Origin of the sequence: Oribacterium sp. P6A1 (assembly GCF_000702885.1) — a bacterium.
Taxonomy (GTDB): Bacteria; Bacillota; Clostridia; order Lachnospirales; family Lachnospiraceae; genus Oribacterium.
In genome coordinates, this window is sequence record NZ_JNKO01000007.1 from 116,686 (window position 1) to 130,056 (window position 13,371).

Genomic DNA, 13,371 nt, shown 5'->3' on the forward strand with positions numbered 1-13,371 from the left:
TATAAAATATGACGCTTTTGTATAGGAGTCATGAACTCCGCTTAAACTACGATGCCTGAAGGAAAGCATCCCAGGGATAATCATTGGAAGCATTCCAGATAAGCCACTCATCATACCCGGCATCATATACCGCCTGTATCTCCTGCCTTACCTCTTCTGCACCATAATGAATATAAGCAGAAAGATAGGATGCCGTAAATCCCTGAAGCCATGGACGCACTTTCGCCTGATGAACCCCCTCCTGATACTCCAGAGCAAGATCCTTTTGGGAAGCATTGCAGGCTCCGAGGATCGCTTCATAAGGATGGATATCAGGTACGTCCAGACCGAAATTGCCGTTTCCGTAATGAGACGGATATATCATAGGGCACATATAATCAGCGGCTCCGGCCATAACCGGATAATCCTGACCTACAGAAACAGTATCTACATAAGAACCTATGATCGTTCCGAAAACATCCGCAGACATAAACACGCCCTTTGCAGCCAATCTGTCAGACGCAAAACGCACAAACTCGGTGATGATATCCGTCTTCCCCATCCCTCCGGTCTCTTCATCGGAATAGACAACATTGTTCATCCCCTTCTCAGTGCAGAAACGAACATAGTCAAACTGGATTTCATCAAACCCGGCATCCGCACACTGCTCAGCCACCTGTACCTTGTATTCCCATGCATCCTTATTGTAAGGATCTATCCAGGTCATACCGGAATTATCATGAAACACTGTGCCATCAGCATTGTGATTGAGCCACTCCGGCTTAACACTTTCCAGGAAAGGGTCTCTGAATGTGACTATACGGGCTATAGAATAAATATTATGCTCTTTCAGGCTCTTCATCAGTGATTGAATGTCCGGAATCGTCTGTTCCGCTGAACCGATCTCATTTATCAGATCTCCCGACATGGCATATTCTATACGCCCGTTATCATCAAGGATATCTATAACAACCGCATTAAGCTCAGTGGCATCTATCCTGTCGATTATCTTCTGCATGGTGGCAGATCCCGCAACTTTGGAGCTGATGTAAATGCCTTTGACCTTTACCGCTTCTTTTTCCGGTTTTTTCTTAGTCCATATCTCAGCCTGAGCCTGAGCCAGACTCTCCGATTCCGCAAGATTTTTCTGCTGTTCAAGCGACTCCTCGAATTGTGATTCCATTATGGATTCAGATTCATACTGTCTGAGTTCTTCAGACTTATTTACATTGTAGACCAATGGCGTCTGACTCTGGCATCCGAGAAGTACGAGGCTCAGCAAAACCATCATCGCTAATACTTTTTTCATCTTCCAACCTCGTATTTTTTTAGGATATACAGCTTCCTTTATAATTTATCTTTAATACAGGGCTGACTACTTGCGCGTAGTTTCCCAAAGAAATCCCAGCACTTTTTTGTTAAATTACCAGGATATTATACCACTTTCCTACTATTTAACAACTTTTTATGAGTTTTGCCCGCCACTCAGAGGGTTTTTTACCGGTTTACCTTGGGTTTTTTGTATATATCCCGCTTTCTTTCAGAAAGTGGGATATATACAAAAAACCCTGAAGCCGAAGCTTCAGGGTTCATATCTTAAATAAAAGTCAAAGATCAATCCTCAACCTTAACGATCTCACGCTTGTTGTAAGATCCACATGCCTTGCAGACTCTGTGAGGCATAACAAGCTCACCACACTTAGAACACTTTACAAGGTTCATCTTACCCATCTTCCAGTTAGCTCTTCTTGAATCTCTGCGAGCCTTAGATGAATGATTCTTAGGACAAATTGACATACTTACACCTCCTTCGTCATACCCGGGTAATTATATCCAAACGGTTAATTTATGTCAAGCGAAACCCCTATGGAATTTCGCGATTGCACACTCAATGTAAAATACCACGTTACTCAATTAATTGCAAGTGAATTTTTTGCTTTGCATGGATAATTTTTCGAGCAAACGGTCAAAAATTCCGGCGGGAAATATCTCGCCGGAATAATAATAATTATAAACTTAAACATCCGGAATCCTTACGGATACCTTTTAAGTGCGCAAAGCCCCGGGATTATAAATCCGGAGCAGCGGAGATACACCGAATCAAGCCTCTACAAGGCGAAGTGTATCACGAGCGATAGCAAGCTCCTCATTTGTAGGGATCATGAAGATCTTAACCTTGGAATCGTCTGAAGAAATAAGAGCAGCCTTGCCGCGAACGTTATTTCTCTCATCATCGATCTTGGCACCGATGAATCCAAGGTACTTCTCTACGATCGCCTTCCGTGTTGCCTTATCGTTCTCACCAACACCGGCTGTGAAAGTGATAGCATCAACACCGTTCATAGCAGCTGCATATGAACCGATGTACTTGGCAACTCTGTACTGGAATGCCTCAAGAGCAACCTGAGCCATGTGATTGCCTTCTTCAGCAGCCTTTTCAACATCACGGAAGTCTGAAGAAACACCTGAAAGACCAAGCACACCTGACTTCTTGTTAAGAATATTAAGAACCTCATCAACTGAAAGCTTCTCATGGTTAGCGATGAACTGTACTACTGCAGCATCGATATCACCTGAACGTGTTCCCATGATAAGACCCTCAAGCGGAGTAAGACCCATAGATGTATCAACACCCTTTCCACCGATTGAAGCAGAAATAGATGCGCCGTTTCCAAGGTGGCAAACGATAACCTTAGCTTTCTCAGGATCGAGGTTGCCGAACTTGATTGTCTCGTGAGAAACAAAGTTATGAGATGTTCCGTGGAAACCGTAACGACGGATGCCGTACTTCTCATAGTACTCTGTAGGAATTGCATAGTAGTATGCCTTCTCAGGAAGAGTCATACCGAATGTTGTATCGAATACAGCAACATTTGGCTTACCCGGTACAACCTTCTCACAAGCTTCAATACCAAGAAGGTTTGCAGGGTTGTGAAGAGGGCCGAGGTCGAAGCACTCACGGATGATATCCTTAACTTCCTGATTAACAACGATAGACTCTGTGATCTTCTTTCCTGCGTGGAGTACTCTGTGACCGATAGCACCGATCTCATCAACAGACTTAACAACACCGTGTGCAGCATCTGTAAGAGCATCAAATACAAGCTTAACAGCTACACCATGATCAGGCATAGCAGTCTCAAGCTCGAAATCCTCCTTACCCGGAGCCTTATGTGTAAGCTTTGATCCCTCGATACCGATTCTCTCGCAAAGTCCCTTTGCAAGAACTGACTCATCCTGCATATCGATGAGCTGATACTTGAGTGAAGAAGATCCACAGTTTAAAACAAGAATTTTCATTGGTTTTTCTCCTAAATAAAATAAATAGCTTTCGTAAAGAAACAAACAGGGCCAAGTCCTTAGGGCTCGACCCTGCTATAAATAAAATCAGATCAATTATGCATTCTGAGCCTGAACAGCTGTCATAGCAACAACGGCTACGATATCATCTGCATAGCATCCTCTTGAAAGATCGTTTACAGGCATGGAAAGACCCTGAAGAACAGGACCGTAAGCGCCTGCATGAGCAAGTCTCTGAACAAGCTTGTAACCGATGTTACCAGCCTCAAGTGAAGGGAATACAAGTGTGTTTGCGTGGCCTGCAACTGAGCTGCCCGGAGCCTTGAGAGCTGCAACTGTAGGATCAAGAGCTGCATCAAGCTGAAGCTCACCATCAAGCTTGATCTCAGGGAACTTCTCGTTTGCGATCTTAACAGCCTCTGCTACCTTTGTAACATCATCGTGCTTTGCACTGCCCTTTGTTGAGTATGAAAGCATAGCTACCTTTGGCTCTGCGCCTACAAAGCTCTTGAATGACTCAGCTGAAAGAGCTGCGATCTCAGCAAGCTTCTCTGAATCGAAATCAACGTTTACTGCACAGTCAGCGAATACGAATGTACCGTTCTCGCCATACTCCTTAGCGTCTGTCTCCATAAGGAAGAAACCTGAAACAGACTTGATGCCCGGCTTTGTCTTAAGGAGCTGAAGAGCCGGTCTGATAGTGTTACCTGTTGAGTGGCATGCGCCTGAAACAACACCGTCAGCATCACCGCACTTGCACATAAGACATGCATAGTACATGTAGTCCTTCTCCATCTGCTCCTGAGCAGACTCAGCAGTAACGCCCTTGCTTCCTCTGAGCTCTACGAACTTATCAATGTACTTCTGCTTGTTAGGATCGTTGTAAGGATCTACAACTGTGATACCTGTAAGATCAAATCCTTCGCCGTTCTTGGCAATTTCGTCAGGAGTTCCGATCAGAACAACATTCGCGATGCCCTCCTTTGTAATCTTGACAGCAGCCTCGAAAGTTCTCTTATCCATTGACTCAGGAAGAACAATAGTCTTCTTGTCTGCTTTTGCCTTAGCCTTGATCTCATCAATAATAGCCATTGGTGTCATTCTCCTCTCAATATACACATTATTATTTAATCACCTGCCATGCCGTTTCGTAACATCCTATATCGAATACGGCCATGAAAAAGTGACGAGTTTACGTAATTCGGCATACGGTGTAAACCTGTATACAATACGACATACACAATTATTATACTCTATAAAATCCGCCGTTCAAGTCACAGGACAAGTGTTTTTCTGCACAAAATCAAGGACAAAAAACAGTTTTTTCAAGCTTCGATATGCTTGTTTGCCTTCCGCCTGTTCACACGGATTCTTTAACATCTAAAAATACCGCAGCCACAGCTCAATACTTCTCAAATCTTTCAAGGTCCACAACCATGACCGTAGCACCGCCTATCTCCACAGGCACCGGCATAGTTGAATAACTGTTCATGGAAGTTCCCGAAACATAGGGCATATTGATAGTTATCTTCTGGCGTTTTCCGCATTCGCTCTTTATGACCTCTATACAGGCGTTTACTCTCTCATCATCCGTTGCAATCATAAGGGTGGAATTGCCTTTGCGAAGGAAACCTCCCGTACTGGCAAGCTTTGTAACCTGAAAGTGAGCACTGTTAAGCGCATCCATCACGTCATCTTCATTGTCATTACGTACGATTGCATAAATCAGCTTCATATTATTCTGCCTCCAAATATAGACTTATGACACTTATATCATAATATCATATTTCAGCAGTCCCAAACTATAAATTTTTGAGTAAATTCGTTGAAAGAACCTGCATTATCGCCATCCAAAGATGACGTCCTGTATATCTGATTGTAAATATCCGCGGCATACATGTCCTGATGAAACATGATCTCAGCGTGGGAAGCATTGATACTGAGGATAAGCTCCTCGGTTGTCTCAATGGTCTCCCTTCTTCTGACCGATTCCAGCTGCTTCTTGTATTTTGCGGGAGAAGTGACAACTGTGGTCTTTATACTCCCAAGCATTTCCCTGGCTTTTTTTCTGACCCCCAGAACTCTCACATAGGGCATCAGATCTCCCTCACCAAAGAAACGGCCTCTTAAAACCAGGGAATCCTTCTTATGTATATCCAAAAGTATGTGAAGAAGGGCTCTCGAAATGCGTGTATAGGTATAATTCTTCGATTTTATGCTTTTTATCCTGTCCGAAAAGCTCAGTCTGTCGTGAACCTGCTTTTTCAAAGCATCCGCAATTTCCCTTGAAACATCAAGATATTCAAGAAAAGCTGTGGGCTGTTCGGGATCCATCTGATCCAGATAGTAAAGCTGCAGAAGTCTGTAGCTAAGCATGTCCGAAAGCATATCAACTTCCGCATATCCCGCCTCTGTTCTTTCAGTATCATCTCCTGATTTTATGGCGTCCCGGATGCTGTGGGCACTTTCATACTTCATGTTCCTGCGAATGCAGTCGATCCGAAAGCAGTCACCCTGCCGCTTTACAGCTTTTATATATTCGATTCCCAGGATATCGTTAGGCTTGAGCTTTCCGAAAGCAGCAGTCTCTTCTGATCTGTCTGTTCCCGGAAGGACTTCCTCTGTGCCGGAACATACATCATCAAGCATATGCAGAAAGGCCCTGTCATCATCTCCCGAAAGAACCAGCCTGATAGCCTCCGCTCTTGCCCTGGCATAGCTCATGCCTGCCTCCACATTGTCTCTGATGGCAGAATTAAGCTTAGCGTTCTCGCTTCCGGAATCAAGTTCAAGCTCAGCCACCTTCCGAAGAGCCTCCATATCTCCGGACTCAGAACCAAACAGTATAGTATCAACCATACCGAGAGATCTCAGTGTCGCCACACCTCCGGCAGCAAAGTCCTCCGCAGAAGATGTAGAAAAAAATTCCGGAATCTGAACCACCATATCCACACCATTCCGAAGAGCATCCCTGCACCTCCTGTACTTATCAAAGATAGCAGGTTCTCCCCTTTGAACGAAATCTCCGGACATGGCCGCAACAACATAACAGTCACCGTATCTCAGCCTTATGCTTTCCACCAGATATCGATGTCCCTCATGAAAAGGATTAAATTCCGTTACTATGCCTATTACGTTTTTACCGTTATACATACGTCCTCTAAAAAAATATCCTTTATTTTATGTGAAAAAAATTCTATTTTCTATTTTAAAATGCAAAAGAGGCTGCATCAAGACCGATGCAGCCTCTTTATTATAAAATAATTATAAAAACAATTAAAAACAAGGGATAAGCGCCGTGCCGCCGAAGCACCGCACAGAACTTATGCAATTATGAGATAACTTTAGTTTTTAAAGCTGTGGATAGGCGCCGGGATACGTCCGGTACGGTTCACAAATCCGGAACAGTCAAATGTATTCACCGACATAACAGGTGCGTGACCGAGAAGTCCTCCGAAATCAACATGATCTCCCACCTTCTTACCATAAGCCGGTATGACTCTAACCGCTGTTGTCTTCTGGTTCACCATACCAAGTGCAGCTTCGTCGGCAATCATTCCTGAAATAGTCGATGCCGGTGTGTCTCCCGGAATCGCGATCATATCAAGTCCCACGGAACATACACAGGTCATGGCCTCAAGCTTCTCTATGTTGAGAGCTCCTGCTTCAACAGCATTGATCATTCCCTGATCCTCAGAAACGGGAATGAAAGCTCCGCTGAGACCTCCGACTGAACTGGATGCCATGATTCCGCCCTTCTTTACCTGATCGTTAAGCATGGCAAGAGCTGCTGTAGTTCCGGGCGCTCCCACCTTTTCAAGACCCATGAGCTCGAGGATATCTGCAACCGAATCTCCTATGGCCGGTGTTGGTGCAAGAGAAAGGTCAATGATTCCAAAAGGAACATTCAGCATACGGGAGGCTTCCTTTGCAACAAGCTGTCCCACTCTTGTTATCTTAAATGCCGTCTTCTTGATAAGCTCAGAAAGTTCCTCAAAATTGAGACCCTGGGCATTCTTAAGCGCATCACGAACTACACCCGGACCGGAAACTCCCACATTGAGTATGCAATCCGCCTCGGAAACGCCATGGAAAGCTCCCGCCATAAACGGATTGTCGTCAGGCGCGTTGCAGAAAACCACAAGCTTTGAGCATGCGGAAGAGTCTGTATCCTTAGTAAGCTCTGCAGCTTCCTTTATCACCTCTCCCATGAGTCTCACTGCATCCATATTGATTCCGGTCTTTGTGGAACCCAGATTAACAGACGAGCAAACTATATCCGTTTCCGAAAGTGCTCTTGGAATGGCTCTGATGAGCATCTCATCTGCAGGAGACATACCCTTCTGGCAAACCGAAGAAAATCCGCCCAGGAAATTGACGCCTACAGCCTTCGCAGCCCTGTCAAGGGTGTGAGCCACCTTCACAAAATCATCAACCGACTTGCATGCCCCGGCTCCAGCAATTGCAATAGGCGTAACGGAGATTCGTTTATTAACGATAGGAACCCCGTATTCTCTTGAGATTTCCTCTCCTGTCTTAACCAGATCCCTGGCTTTTGTTGTTATCTTGTTATAGATATTGTCACAAAATGTATCAACATCCTGAGCGGAACAATCCAGAAGACCGATACCCATAGTGATGGTACGTACATCAAGATTGTTGTGTTCGATCATATTGTTGGTCTCGTTGACCTCAAATGCGTTTACACCATAGTTAAATCCAGCCATCTTCGTCTCCTTTTTAGATTCTGTGCATCATAGTGAAGATTTCTTCAAGCTGCATTTTTATATCAACGCCTATCTTATCTTTTCCGTACTTTGTAAGTTCTCCAGCAAGATTCTCAAAAGAATCTGTCGCCTCGGAAACATCTACGATCATCATCATGTTAAAAAATCCGCCTGTGATGGTCTGTGAAATATCAAGAATATTGATATTGGCTTCTGAAAGAAATGAACAAACTTTAGCAATGATTCCTACGCTATCCTTGCCTACAACAGTAATAATCGCCTTTCTCATAAATCCTCCTAGTTGTTTTCACTTTCACTATATCTAAGCATTGAAAGCAGGAAAAAACAAGTTTTATCTTGCATTTCCTGCTTTCATTTTCCCATACAATTACCCGTGGCTATAAGTGCCATAATAAAGACACTATTTTCACCCTTTAACCTGCCGTCTCAGGTCTTATGCCGAAAAATGTGAGGACATTCCCAACAGCTTTTAAATATAATCCGGGACCCCGGGAGCCACAACAGCAGGTGACCGTCAGAGCTCTATCACCTCAGAAATCCTGTCTCTCCTGGCAACACTTATGCTGATGTCCCCAGCCTTATGTTCGGAAGCGGAATTATCTATCTCCTTCTGCACCGTCTTTAATGCGAGGTCCGGAAGATTGTTTTCCTTGCTGAGGTGTCCCAAAAACACATGCTTAATGCGCTTAGACAATATGGAATCCAAAAGACGTCCGCAATTATCATTGCTTAAGTGTCCATGATCGCTCAGTATCCTTCTCTTAAGAGAAAACGGATACGGTCCGTCGCTCAGCATCCTCACATCATGGTTTGATTCAAGCACCATCGCATCAAGGTCCTTCAGATGCTCTGCAATGTAGTCATCATAATGTCCAAGATCCGTTGCAACAGCCACATTTTTGGCAGCCCCGGCATTTTCTCCGGATGCTCCGTACTCTATTCTGTATCCTACAGGATCAGCCGCATCATGATATATGCTGAAAGGAAGAACTTTAAGATCCCCTATCTCCAGTTTTTTATCCGGAAGAATGGGAAACAGCCTGTCATGGGAGAACTCTCCCAGTGTCCTGTTCAGCATAACTTCCCTCAACGTCCCCAGTGTTCCGTATACCGGAATGTCATATTTCCGCGCAATGGTTCCCACAGCTCTTATATGATCTATATGCTCATGGGTCAGAAATATGGCATCTATATCCTTTAAATCCAGATCAAGTTCGTGAAGCCCCTCGTTCACAGCCTTCATGGTAACTCCCACATCCACAAGAATGTGGGTGCTTTCTGTCCCTATATACGTGCTGTTTCCGCTGGATCCGCTTGCAATGCTGGTAAATCTCATATAATAAAATCCTTTGTTCCTTCAAAATAGTGTGTTAAGGGCTAAAACCGCTTGTCCCGTGTCCCGCAAAATGACTAAACTTAAAACAGGCAGTCAAATCATCCTTATATAGAGGCGCCTAATCTGTATTCGCCTGCTTCATATGCCCTTCTATCGCCCTGATCGTTTCCTCTGGAGTACCGCTGTTGTCGATGATAAATGTTGCCATTCCGGAATACTCCTCGTCTCCGATTTGCGAAAGAATCATATCACGGGCTTTTTCCTCTGTATAGCCCCTTGTTTTCATGAGACGTTCGATTCTTACCTCACATTTTGTCAAAACCGCCCAGATCTCATCACACATTTGAAGAAACATCCCATTGGGAAGGGCGGTCTCCACCACCACATCTCCGTCAGATGATTCCACCTGCTCCCTTACATAATCCCATACAGCAGGGTGGACGATTCCGTCCACCCTTTTTCTTATGCTTTCCTTATGAGTTCCGTAAAGTTTTTTTGCAAATGCCTGAATATTTACAGTCCCGTCTTCCTTCTCAATATCATCTCCCAAAAGCTCCTTCAGCTTCTCGAACACAGGATTTCCGGAAACATAAAATGACTTGGCAATATCATCTGTTTTCAAAACATTAAAGCCGTACTTTTTTTCCAGCGTTTCCAGAACAGTGGATTTCCCGGCGCCCACTCCGCCTATGACTCCGATAACCATCTTCCCACACCTCTAAAATAAATCAGGAGGAAAAACTGCCCGAAAGCCGCATTCCCTCCTGATCCTGACACAGACTTTACAGTTCCTTCCAGTCCCTCCAGGACATCGCAAGCTCTGACCAGTCACAGGACTGCTTCTGCTCATTTATCCATTTAAGGCCTTCCATAACTCCGTCTTCTTTGAAGTCAAATTCCTTAAAGATCTTCTTTTCTTCCGGAGTTTTTTCAAATGAGAAAGGCTCAGGCCACACCCACACCCCGAGAGTATTTCTCTCTATGGTCGGGTTCATGATCTTTTCTCCGGTTTTCTTATCCACGGGATAATCAGCTTCTCCCGCCTCTATCTTTTTTAACAGCTCAGTATCGGGATCATTGTAGACCACCTTTGAGAAACGGTATCTCATGCCTTCCGAAGAACCCGCAAAGGTTTCCTTCTTCAGAAATGCTATATGCATTATCTCTGTTGCTTCTATCAGTTTCATAGAACTCTCTTCCTTTAATATCAGTGTGCTTCATCCCAGTTATAGCCTTCGCTGGCATCCGCAACCAGAAGAACCGCAAGCTTTGCCGCATTCTGCATCTTCTCGATGAGAAGAGCCTTAACCTCATCCTTCTCTTCCAAAGGTGCCTCTATCAAAAGCTCATCGTGTACCTGAACCACGATTCTTGACTTGAAGCCGCCCTCACGAAGTGCACGGTCCACATCATTCATGGCCTTTTTCATTATATCCGCGGCAGTTCCCTGAATAGGGCTGTTCATGGCAACTCGCTCGCTGAAGCTTCTTCTCATGAAGTTAGAGGCATTGATATCCGGAACAGGTCTGCGTCTTCCGAAAAATGTCCTGATATATCCATTTTCCCTTGCAAAATCCACCTGACTGTCAAGATACCTCTTAACATCAGGATAGGTCATGAAATATCTCTCGATATACTCCTTCGCCTCGTTTCTGCTGATGGAAAGACCTTCACTCAGCCCAAATGCGGATATACCGTATACTATTCCGAAGTTTACAGCCTTGGCATTACGTCTCTGCTGGGGTGTTACTTCGGAAAGCGGGATATGGAATACCTGTGATGCCGTTACCGCATGAATATCCTTTGCATCCCTGTAGGCCTCTATAAGCTTTGGGTCTCCGGACATGGATGCCAGTATACGAAGCTCAACCTGAGAATAATCGGCATCTATAAATACACATCCTTCTTTGGGAACAAATACCTTTCTGAATCTTCTTCCAAGCTCTGTACGGATAGGAATATTCTGAAGATTTGGATTTGTTGATGAAATACGGCCTGTAGCCGTCACCATCTGATTGAACTCTCCGTGGATACGTCCGTCTTTTCCTATGTAGCCGAGAAGTCCCTCCGCGTAGGTGGAATTCAGCTTGCTGAGGGTACGGTAGTTAAGGATATCCGCAACTATTTTATGATCCTCCGCCAGCTTTTCAAGCACGTCAGCAGCAGTGGAATAACCGGATTTTGTCTTCTTTCCACCCTTAAGCCCAAGTTTTCCGAAAAGAATCTCCCCAAGCTGCTTCGGTGAGTTAATGTTAAACTCCTCACCGGCCTCTTCATAGATTCTCTTCTGAAGCTCCTCTATGCCTGCGCGAAGCTCCACACCGAAATCAAGAAGCGCATTCTTGTCTATAAGGATACCCGCAGTCTGCATATTATATAGTGTATATACAAGGGGCATCTCTATCTCTTTATAGAGTTCCGTCTCCTCAAGCTCCGAAAGCTTTTTCATGAGGCTTTCCGCTGCATCGCAGGAAACAATGGCTGTATATGCCCCCATGGTCTCTTCAACAGAAAACTCTGCTGTTCCGGAAGCGGCCAAAGACTTTCCGCCGTTCACCGCCTTCTTTTCCGCCTTGAATCTGTCTCTCAGTTCCTTTTCGGAAGGAAGAGTCTCAGACATAAAATCTCTTGCTATATCCTCATAGGTATAGGTATCCTTCAGCGGATTCACCACGTAAGCCGCCAGTGACAGATCATAGACATTACTATCCGGGGAAAACTCGCATTCATAGAGCTGGGACTTAAGATTCATGGTGTAAAGCGCCACACCCTCTTTAAGGGACAGTTCCTTAAGCTCCTCCCTCCAGTCAAAGCCGCTGAATCTGTAGAACCTGTCGCCGCTCAACGCAAAGAAAAGCTCAGCAGTCTCATTTTCGTCACCCTTACCGGAAGCCTTTTCCACGCTCTCGTCAGGATCCAAAAGCATCATCTCCAGCTGCCCGGATTCGGACTCTGTTATCTCTTCCTTTCTTACGACAGCAAAACCTGCAGCACCCTGACTTGCCGCATCCTTAAAAGCAATGCGTGCCATATAAGGATCTGTAACGCACTTTATCTTTGAGAGATCAATGCTTTCCTTCTGTGAAAGATCAAGAGCCGTTACATCAAAACGCTTGATAAGTGACTTGAGCTCCAGTTTCTTTATGATCTCAAAGGACTCCTCATTGAACATTCCTTCGACTTTGGCATCGTCATACTCAAAATCTATAGGGGAATCAATATTTATGGTGGCGAGAACCTTTGAAAGCTTAGCCGCCTCCCATTCCGAAATGAGCATTTGGGCAGCCTTTGGCTTTCTGGGAACCTTGAATTCAGGATCCCCGGAAAGGGCCGCTTCATGAGCTGCCTCGATGGTATGGTATCTGTCAATGATCCACTCCGCAGACTTCGGACCAAGCCCCGCAACTCCCGGGATGTTGTCGGAGGTATCCCCCATAAGCGCCTTAAGGTCGATAAACTCCAAAGGGGTAACATTCCACTCATTCTTTACATCCTCAGGATAGTAATTGTAAACAGTGGTCACACCCTTTGCAGTCTTTGGAAGACAGATCTTTATCTTCTCATCGCTGAGCTGAAGCAGATCCCTGTCACCGGAAACTATGGTAACCTCTACTCCCTTTGCCTGGGCCCTCTTAGCCACTGTTCCAAGAAGATCATCAGCCTCATAGCCCCCCTTGGAAAGTATGGGGATATGCATGGCAGTAAGAACCTCCTTTATCACAGGAATCTGCTCATGGAGTTCCTCAGGCATAGGCTTTCTGGTACCCTTGTACCCATCAAACATCTTGTGTCTGAAGGTAGGTTCATGGACATCAAAGGCCACTGCGAGATGATCTGCCTGTTCCTCATCAAGTACCTTGAACAGTATATTTAAAAATCCGTAAACCGCATTTGTATGCAGCCCCTGTGAATTTGTGAGCTCGGGAATACCGTAAAACGCTCTGGACATAATGCTGTGACCGTCAATAAGTAAAAGTTTATCTGCCAAAATATATCTCCTTGTAATAC

General features: G+C 44.8%; 12 protein-coding genes. All 12 read right to left on the reverse strand.

The annotated features are described in order from the left end of the window. Positions 1 to 46: 46 nt before the first annotated feature. Positions 47 to 1,288, reverse strand: coding sequence for a putative glycoside hydrolase (locus T515_RS06975; RefSeq protein ID WP_036609179.1), 1,242 nt, complete (start codon positions 1,286 to 1,288; stop codon positions 47 to 49). 305 nt (positions 1,289 to 1,593) lie between these two features. Next, positions 1,594 to 1,776 (reverse strand): 50S ribosomal protein L32, encoded by a 183-nt coding sequence (gene rpmF, locus T515_RS06980; protein WP_036609181.1) that lies wholly within the window; start codon positions 1,774 to 1,776, stop codon positions 1,594 to 1,596. A 303-nt stretch (positions 1,777 to 2,079) separates the two neighbouring features. Further along, positions 2,080 to 3,279 carry an acetate kinase gene (locus T515_RS06985; RefSeq protein WP_036609183.1) on the reverse strand — a complete coding sequence of 400 codons (1,200 nt, stop codon included), beginning with the start codon at positions 3,277 to 3,279 and terminating at the stop codon, positions 2,080 to 2,082. A gap of 96 nt (positions 3,280 to 3,375) precedes the next feature. Beyond that, positions 3,376 to 4,371: a phosphate acetyltransferase gene (pta, locus tag T515_RS06990; protein WP_036609185.1), complete on the reverse strand. Its 996-nt coding sequence runs from the start codon at positions 4,369 to 4,371 to the stop codon at positions 3,376 to 3,378. A gap of 310 nt (positions 4,372 to 4,681) precedes the next feature. Further along, entirely contained in the window at positions 4,682 to 5,014 is a 333-nt protein-coding gene (locus T515_RS06995; protein WP_036609187.1) for a cyclic-di-AMP receptor, read from the reverse strand. A gap of 53 nt (positions 5,015 to 5,067) precedes the next feature. Continuing rightward, positions 5,068 to 6,432: a tRNA(Met) cytidine acetate ligase gene (locus T515_RS07000; protein ID WP_036609189.1), complete on the reverse strand. Its 1,365-nt coding sequence runs from the start codon at positions 6,430 to 6,432 to the stop codon at positions 5,068 to 5,070. A 191-nt stretch (positions 6,433 to 6,623) separates the two neighbouring features. Beyond that, positions 6,624 to 8,006 (reverse strand): PFL family protein, encoded by a 1,383-nt coding sequence (locus tag T515_RS07005; RefSeq protein WP_036609191.1) that lies wholly within the window; start codon positions 8,004 to 8,006, stop codon positions 6,624 to 6,626. A 13-nt stretch (positions 8,007 to 8,019) separates the two neighbouring features. Beyond that, positions 8,020 to 8,295, reverse strand: a complete 276-nt coding sequence (locus T515_RS07010; protein WP_036609193.1) for an ACT domain-containing protein — start codon at positions 8,293 to 8,295, stop codon at positions 8,020 to 8,022. 246 nt (positions 8,296 to 8,541) lie between these two features. Continuing rightward, positions 8,542 to 9,363 carry an MBL fold metallo-hydrolase gene (locus tag T515_RS07015; RefSeq protein WP_036609195.1) on the reverse strand — a complete coding sequence of 274 codons (822 nt, stop codon included), beginning with the start codon at positions 9,361 to 9,363 and terminating at the stop codon, positions 8,542 to 8,544. Positions 9,364 to 9,481: 118 nt separating this feature from the next. Then, complete coding sequence (gene coaE / locus T515_RS07020; protein WP_036609197.1) at positions 9,482 to 10,069, reverse strand: dephospho-CoA kinase; 588 nt, start codon at positions 10,067 to 10,069, stop codon at positions 9,482 to 9,484. A 76-nt stretch (positions 10,070 to 10,145) separates the two neighbouring features. Next, positions 10,146 to 10,550: a hypothetical protein gene (locus T515_RS07025; protein WP_051671528.1), complete on the reverse strand. Its 405-nt coding sequence runs from the start codon at positions 10,548 to 10,550 to the stop codon at positions 10,146 to 10,148. 20 nt (positions 10,551 to 10,570) lie between these two features. Beyond that, a complete protein-coding gene (gene polA, locus T515_RS07030) occupies positions 10,571 to 13,354 on the reverse strand; it encodes a DNA polymerase I (RefSeq protein WP_155988314.1) in 2,784 nt (927 codons plus the stop codon). Between the last annotated feature and the right edge of the window lie 17 nt (positions 13,355 to 13,371).

Excerpts from the sequence above, each read along its gene's own strand:
- T515_RS06975 (WP_036609179.1), bottom strand. The coding sequence starts at position 1,288 with ATGAAAAAAGTATTAGCGATGATGGTTTTGCTGAGCCTCGTACTTCTC.
- rpmF (WP_036609181.1), bottom strand. The coding sequence starts at position 1,776 with ATGTCAATTTGTCCTAAGAATCATTCATCTAAGGCTCGCAGAGATTCA.
- T515_RS06985 (WP_036609183.1), bottom strand. The coding sequence starts at position 3,279 with ATGAAAATTCTTGTTTTAAACTGTGGATCTTCTTCACTCAAGTATCAG.
- pta (WP_036609185.1), bottom strand. The coding sequence starts at position 4,371 with ATGGCTATTATTGATGAGATCAAGGCTAAGGCAAAAGCAGACAAGAAG.
- T515_RS06995 (WP_036609187.1), bottom strand. The coding sequence starts at position 5,014 with ATGAAGCTGATTTATGCAATCGTACGTAATGACAATGAAGATGACGTG.
- T515_RS07000 (WP_036609189.1), bottom strand. The coding sequence starts at position 6,432 with ATGTATAACGGTAAAAACGTAATAGGCATAGTAACGGAATTTAATCCT.
- T515_RS07005 (WP_036609191.1), bottom strand. The coding sequence starts at position 8,006 with ATGGCTGGATTTAACTATGGTGTAAACGCATTTGAGGTCAACGAGACC.
- T515_RS07010 (WP_036609193.1), bottom strand. The coding sequence starts at position 8,295 with ATGAGAAAGGCGATTATTACTGTTGTAGGCAAGGATAGCGTAGGAATC.
- T515_RS07015 (WP_036609195.1), bottom strand. The coding sequence starts at position 9,363 with ATGAGATTTACCAGCATTGCAAGCGGATCCAGCGGAAACAGCACGTAT.
- coaE (WP_036609197.1), bottom strand. The coding sequence starts at position 10,069 with ATGGTTATCGGAGTCATAGGCGGAGTGGGCGCCGGGAAATCCACTGTT.
- T515_RS07025 (WP_051671528.1), bottom strand. The coding sequence starts at position 10,550 with ATGAAACTGATAGAAGCAACAGAGATAATGCATATAGCATTTCTGAAG.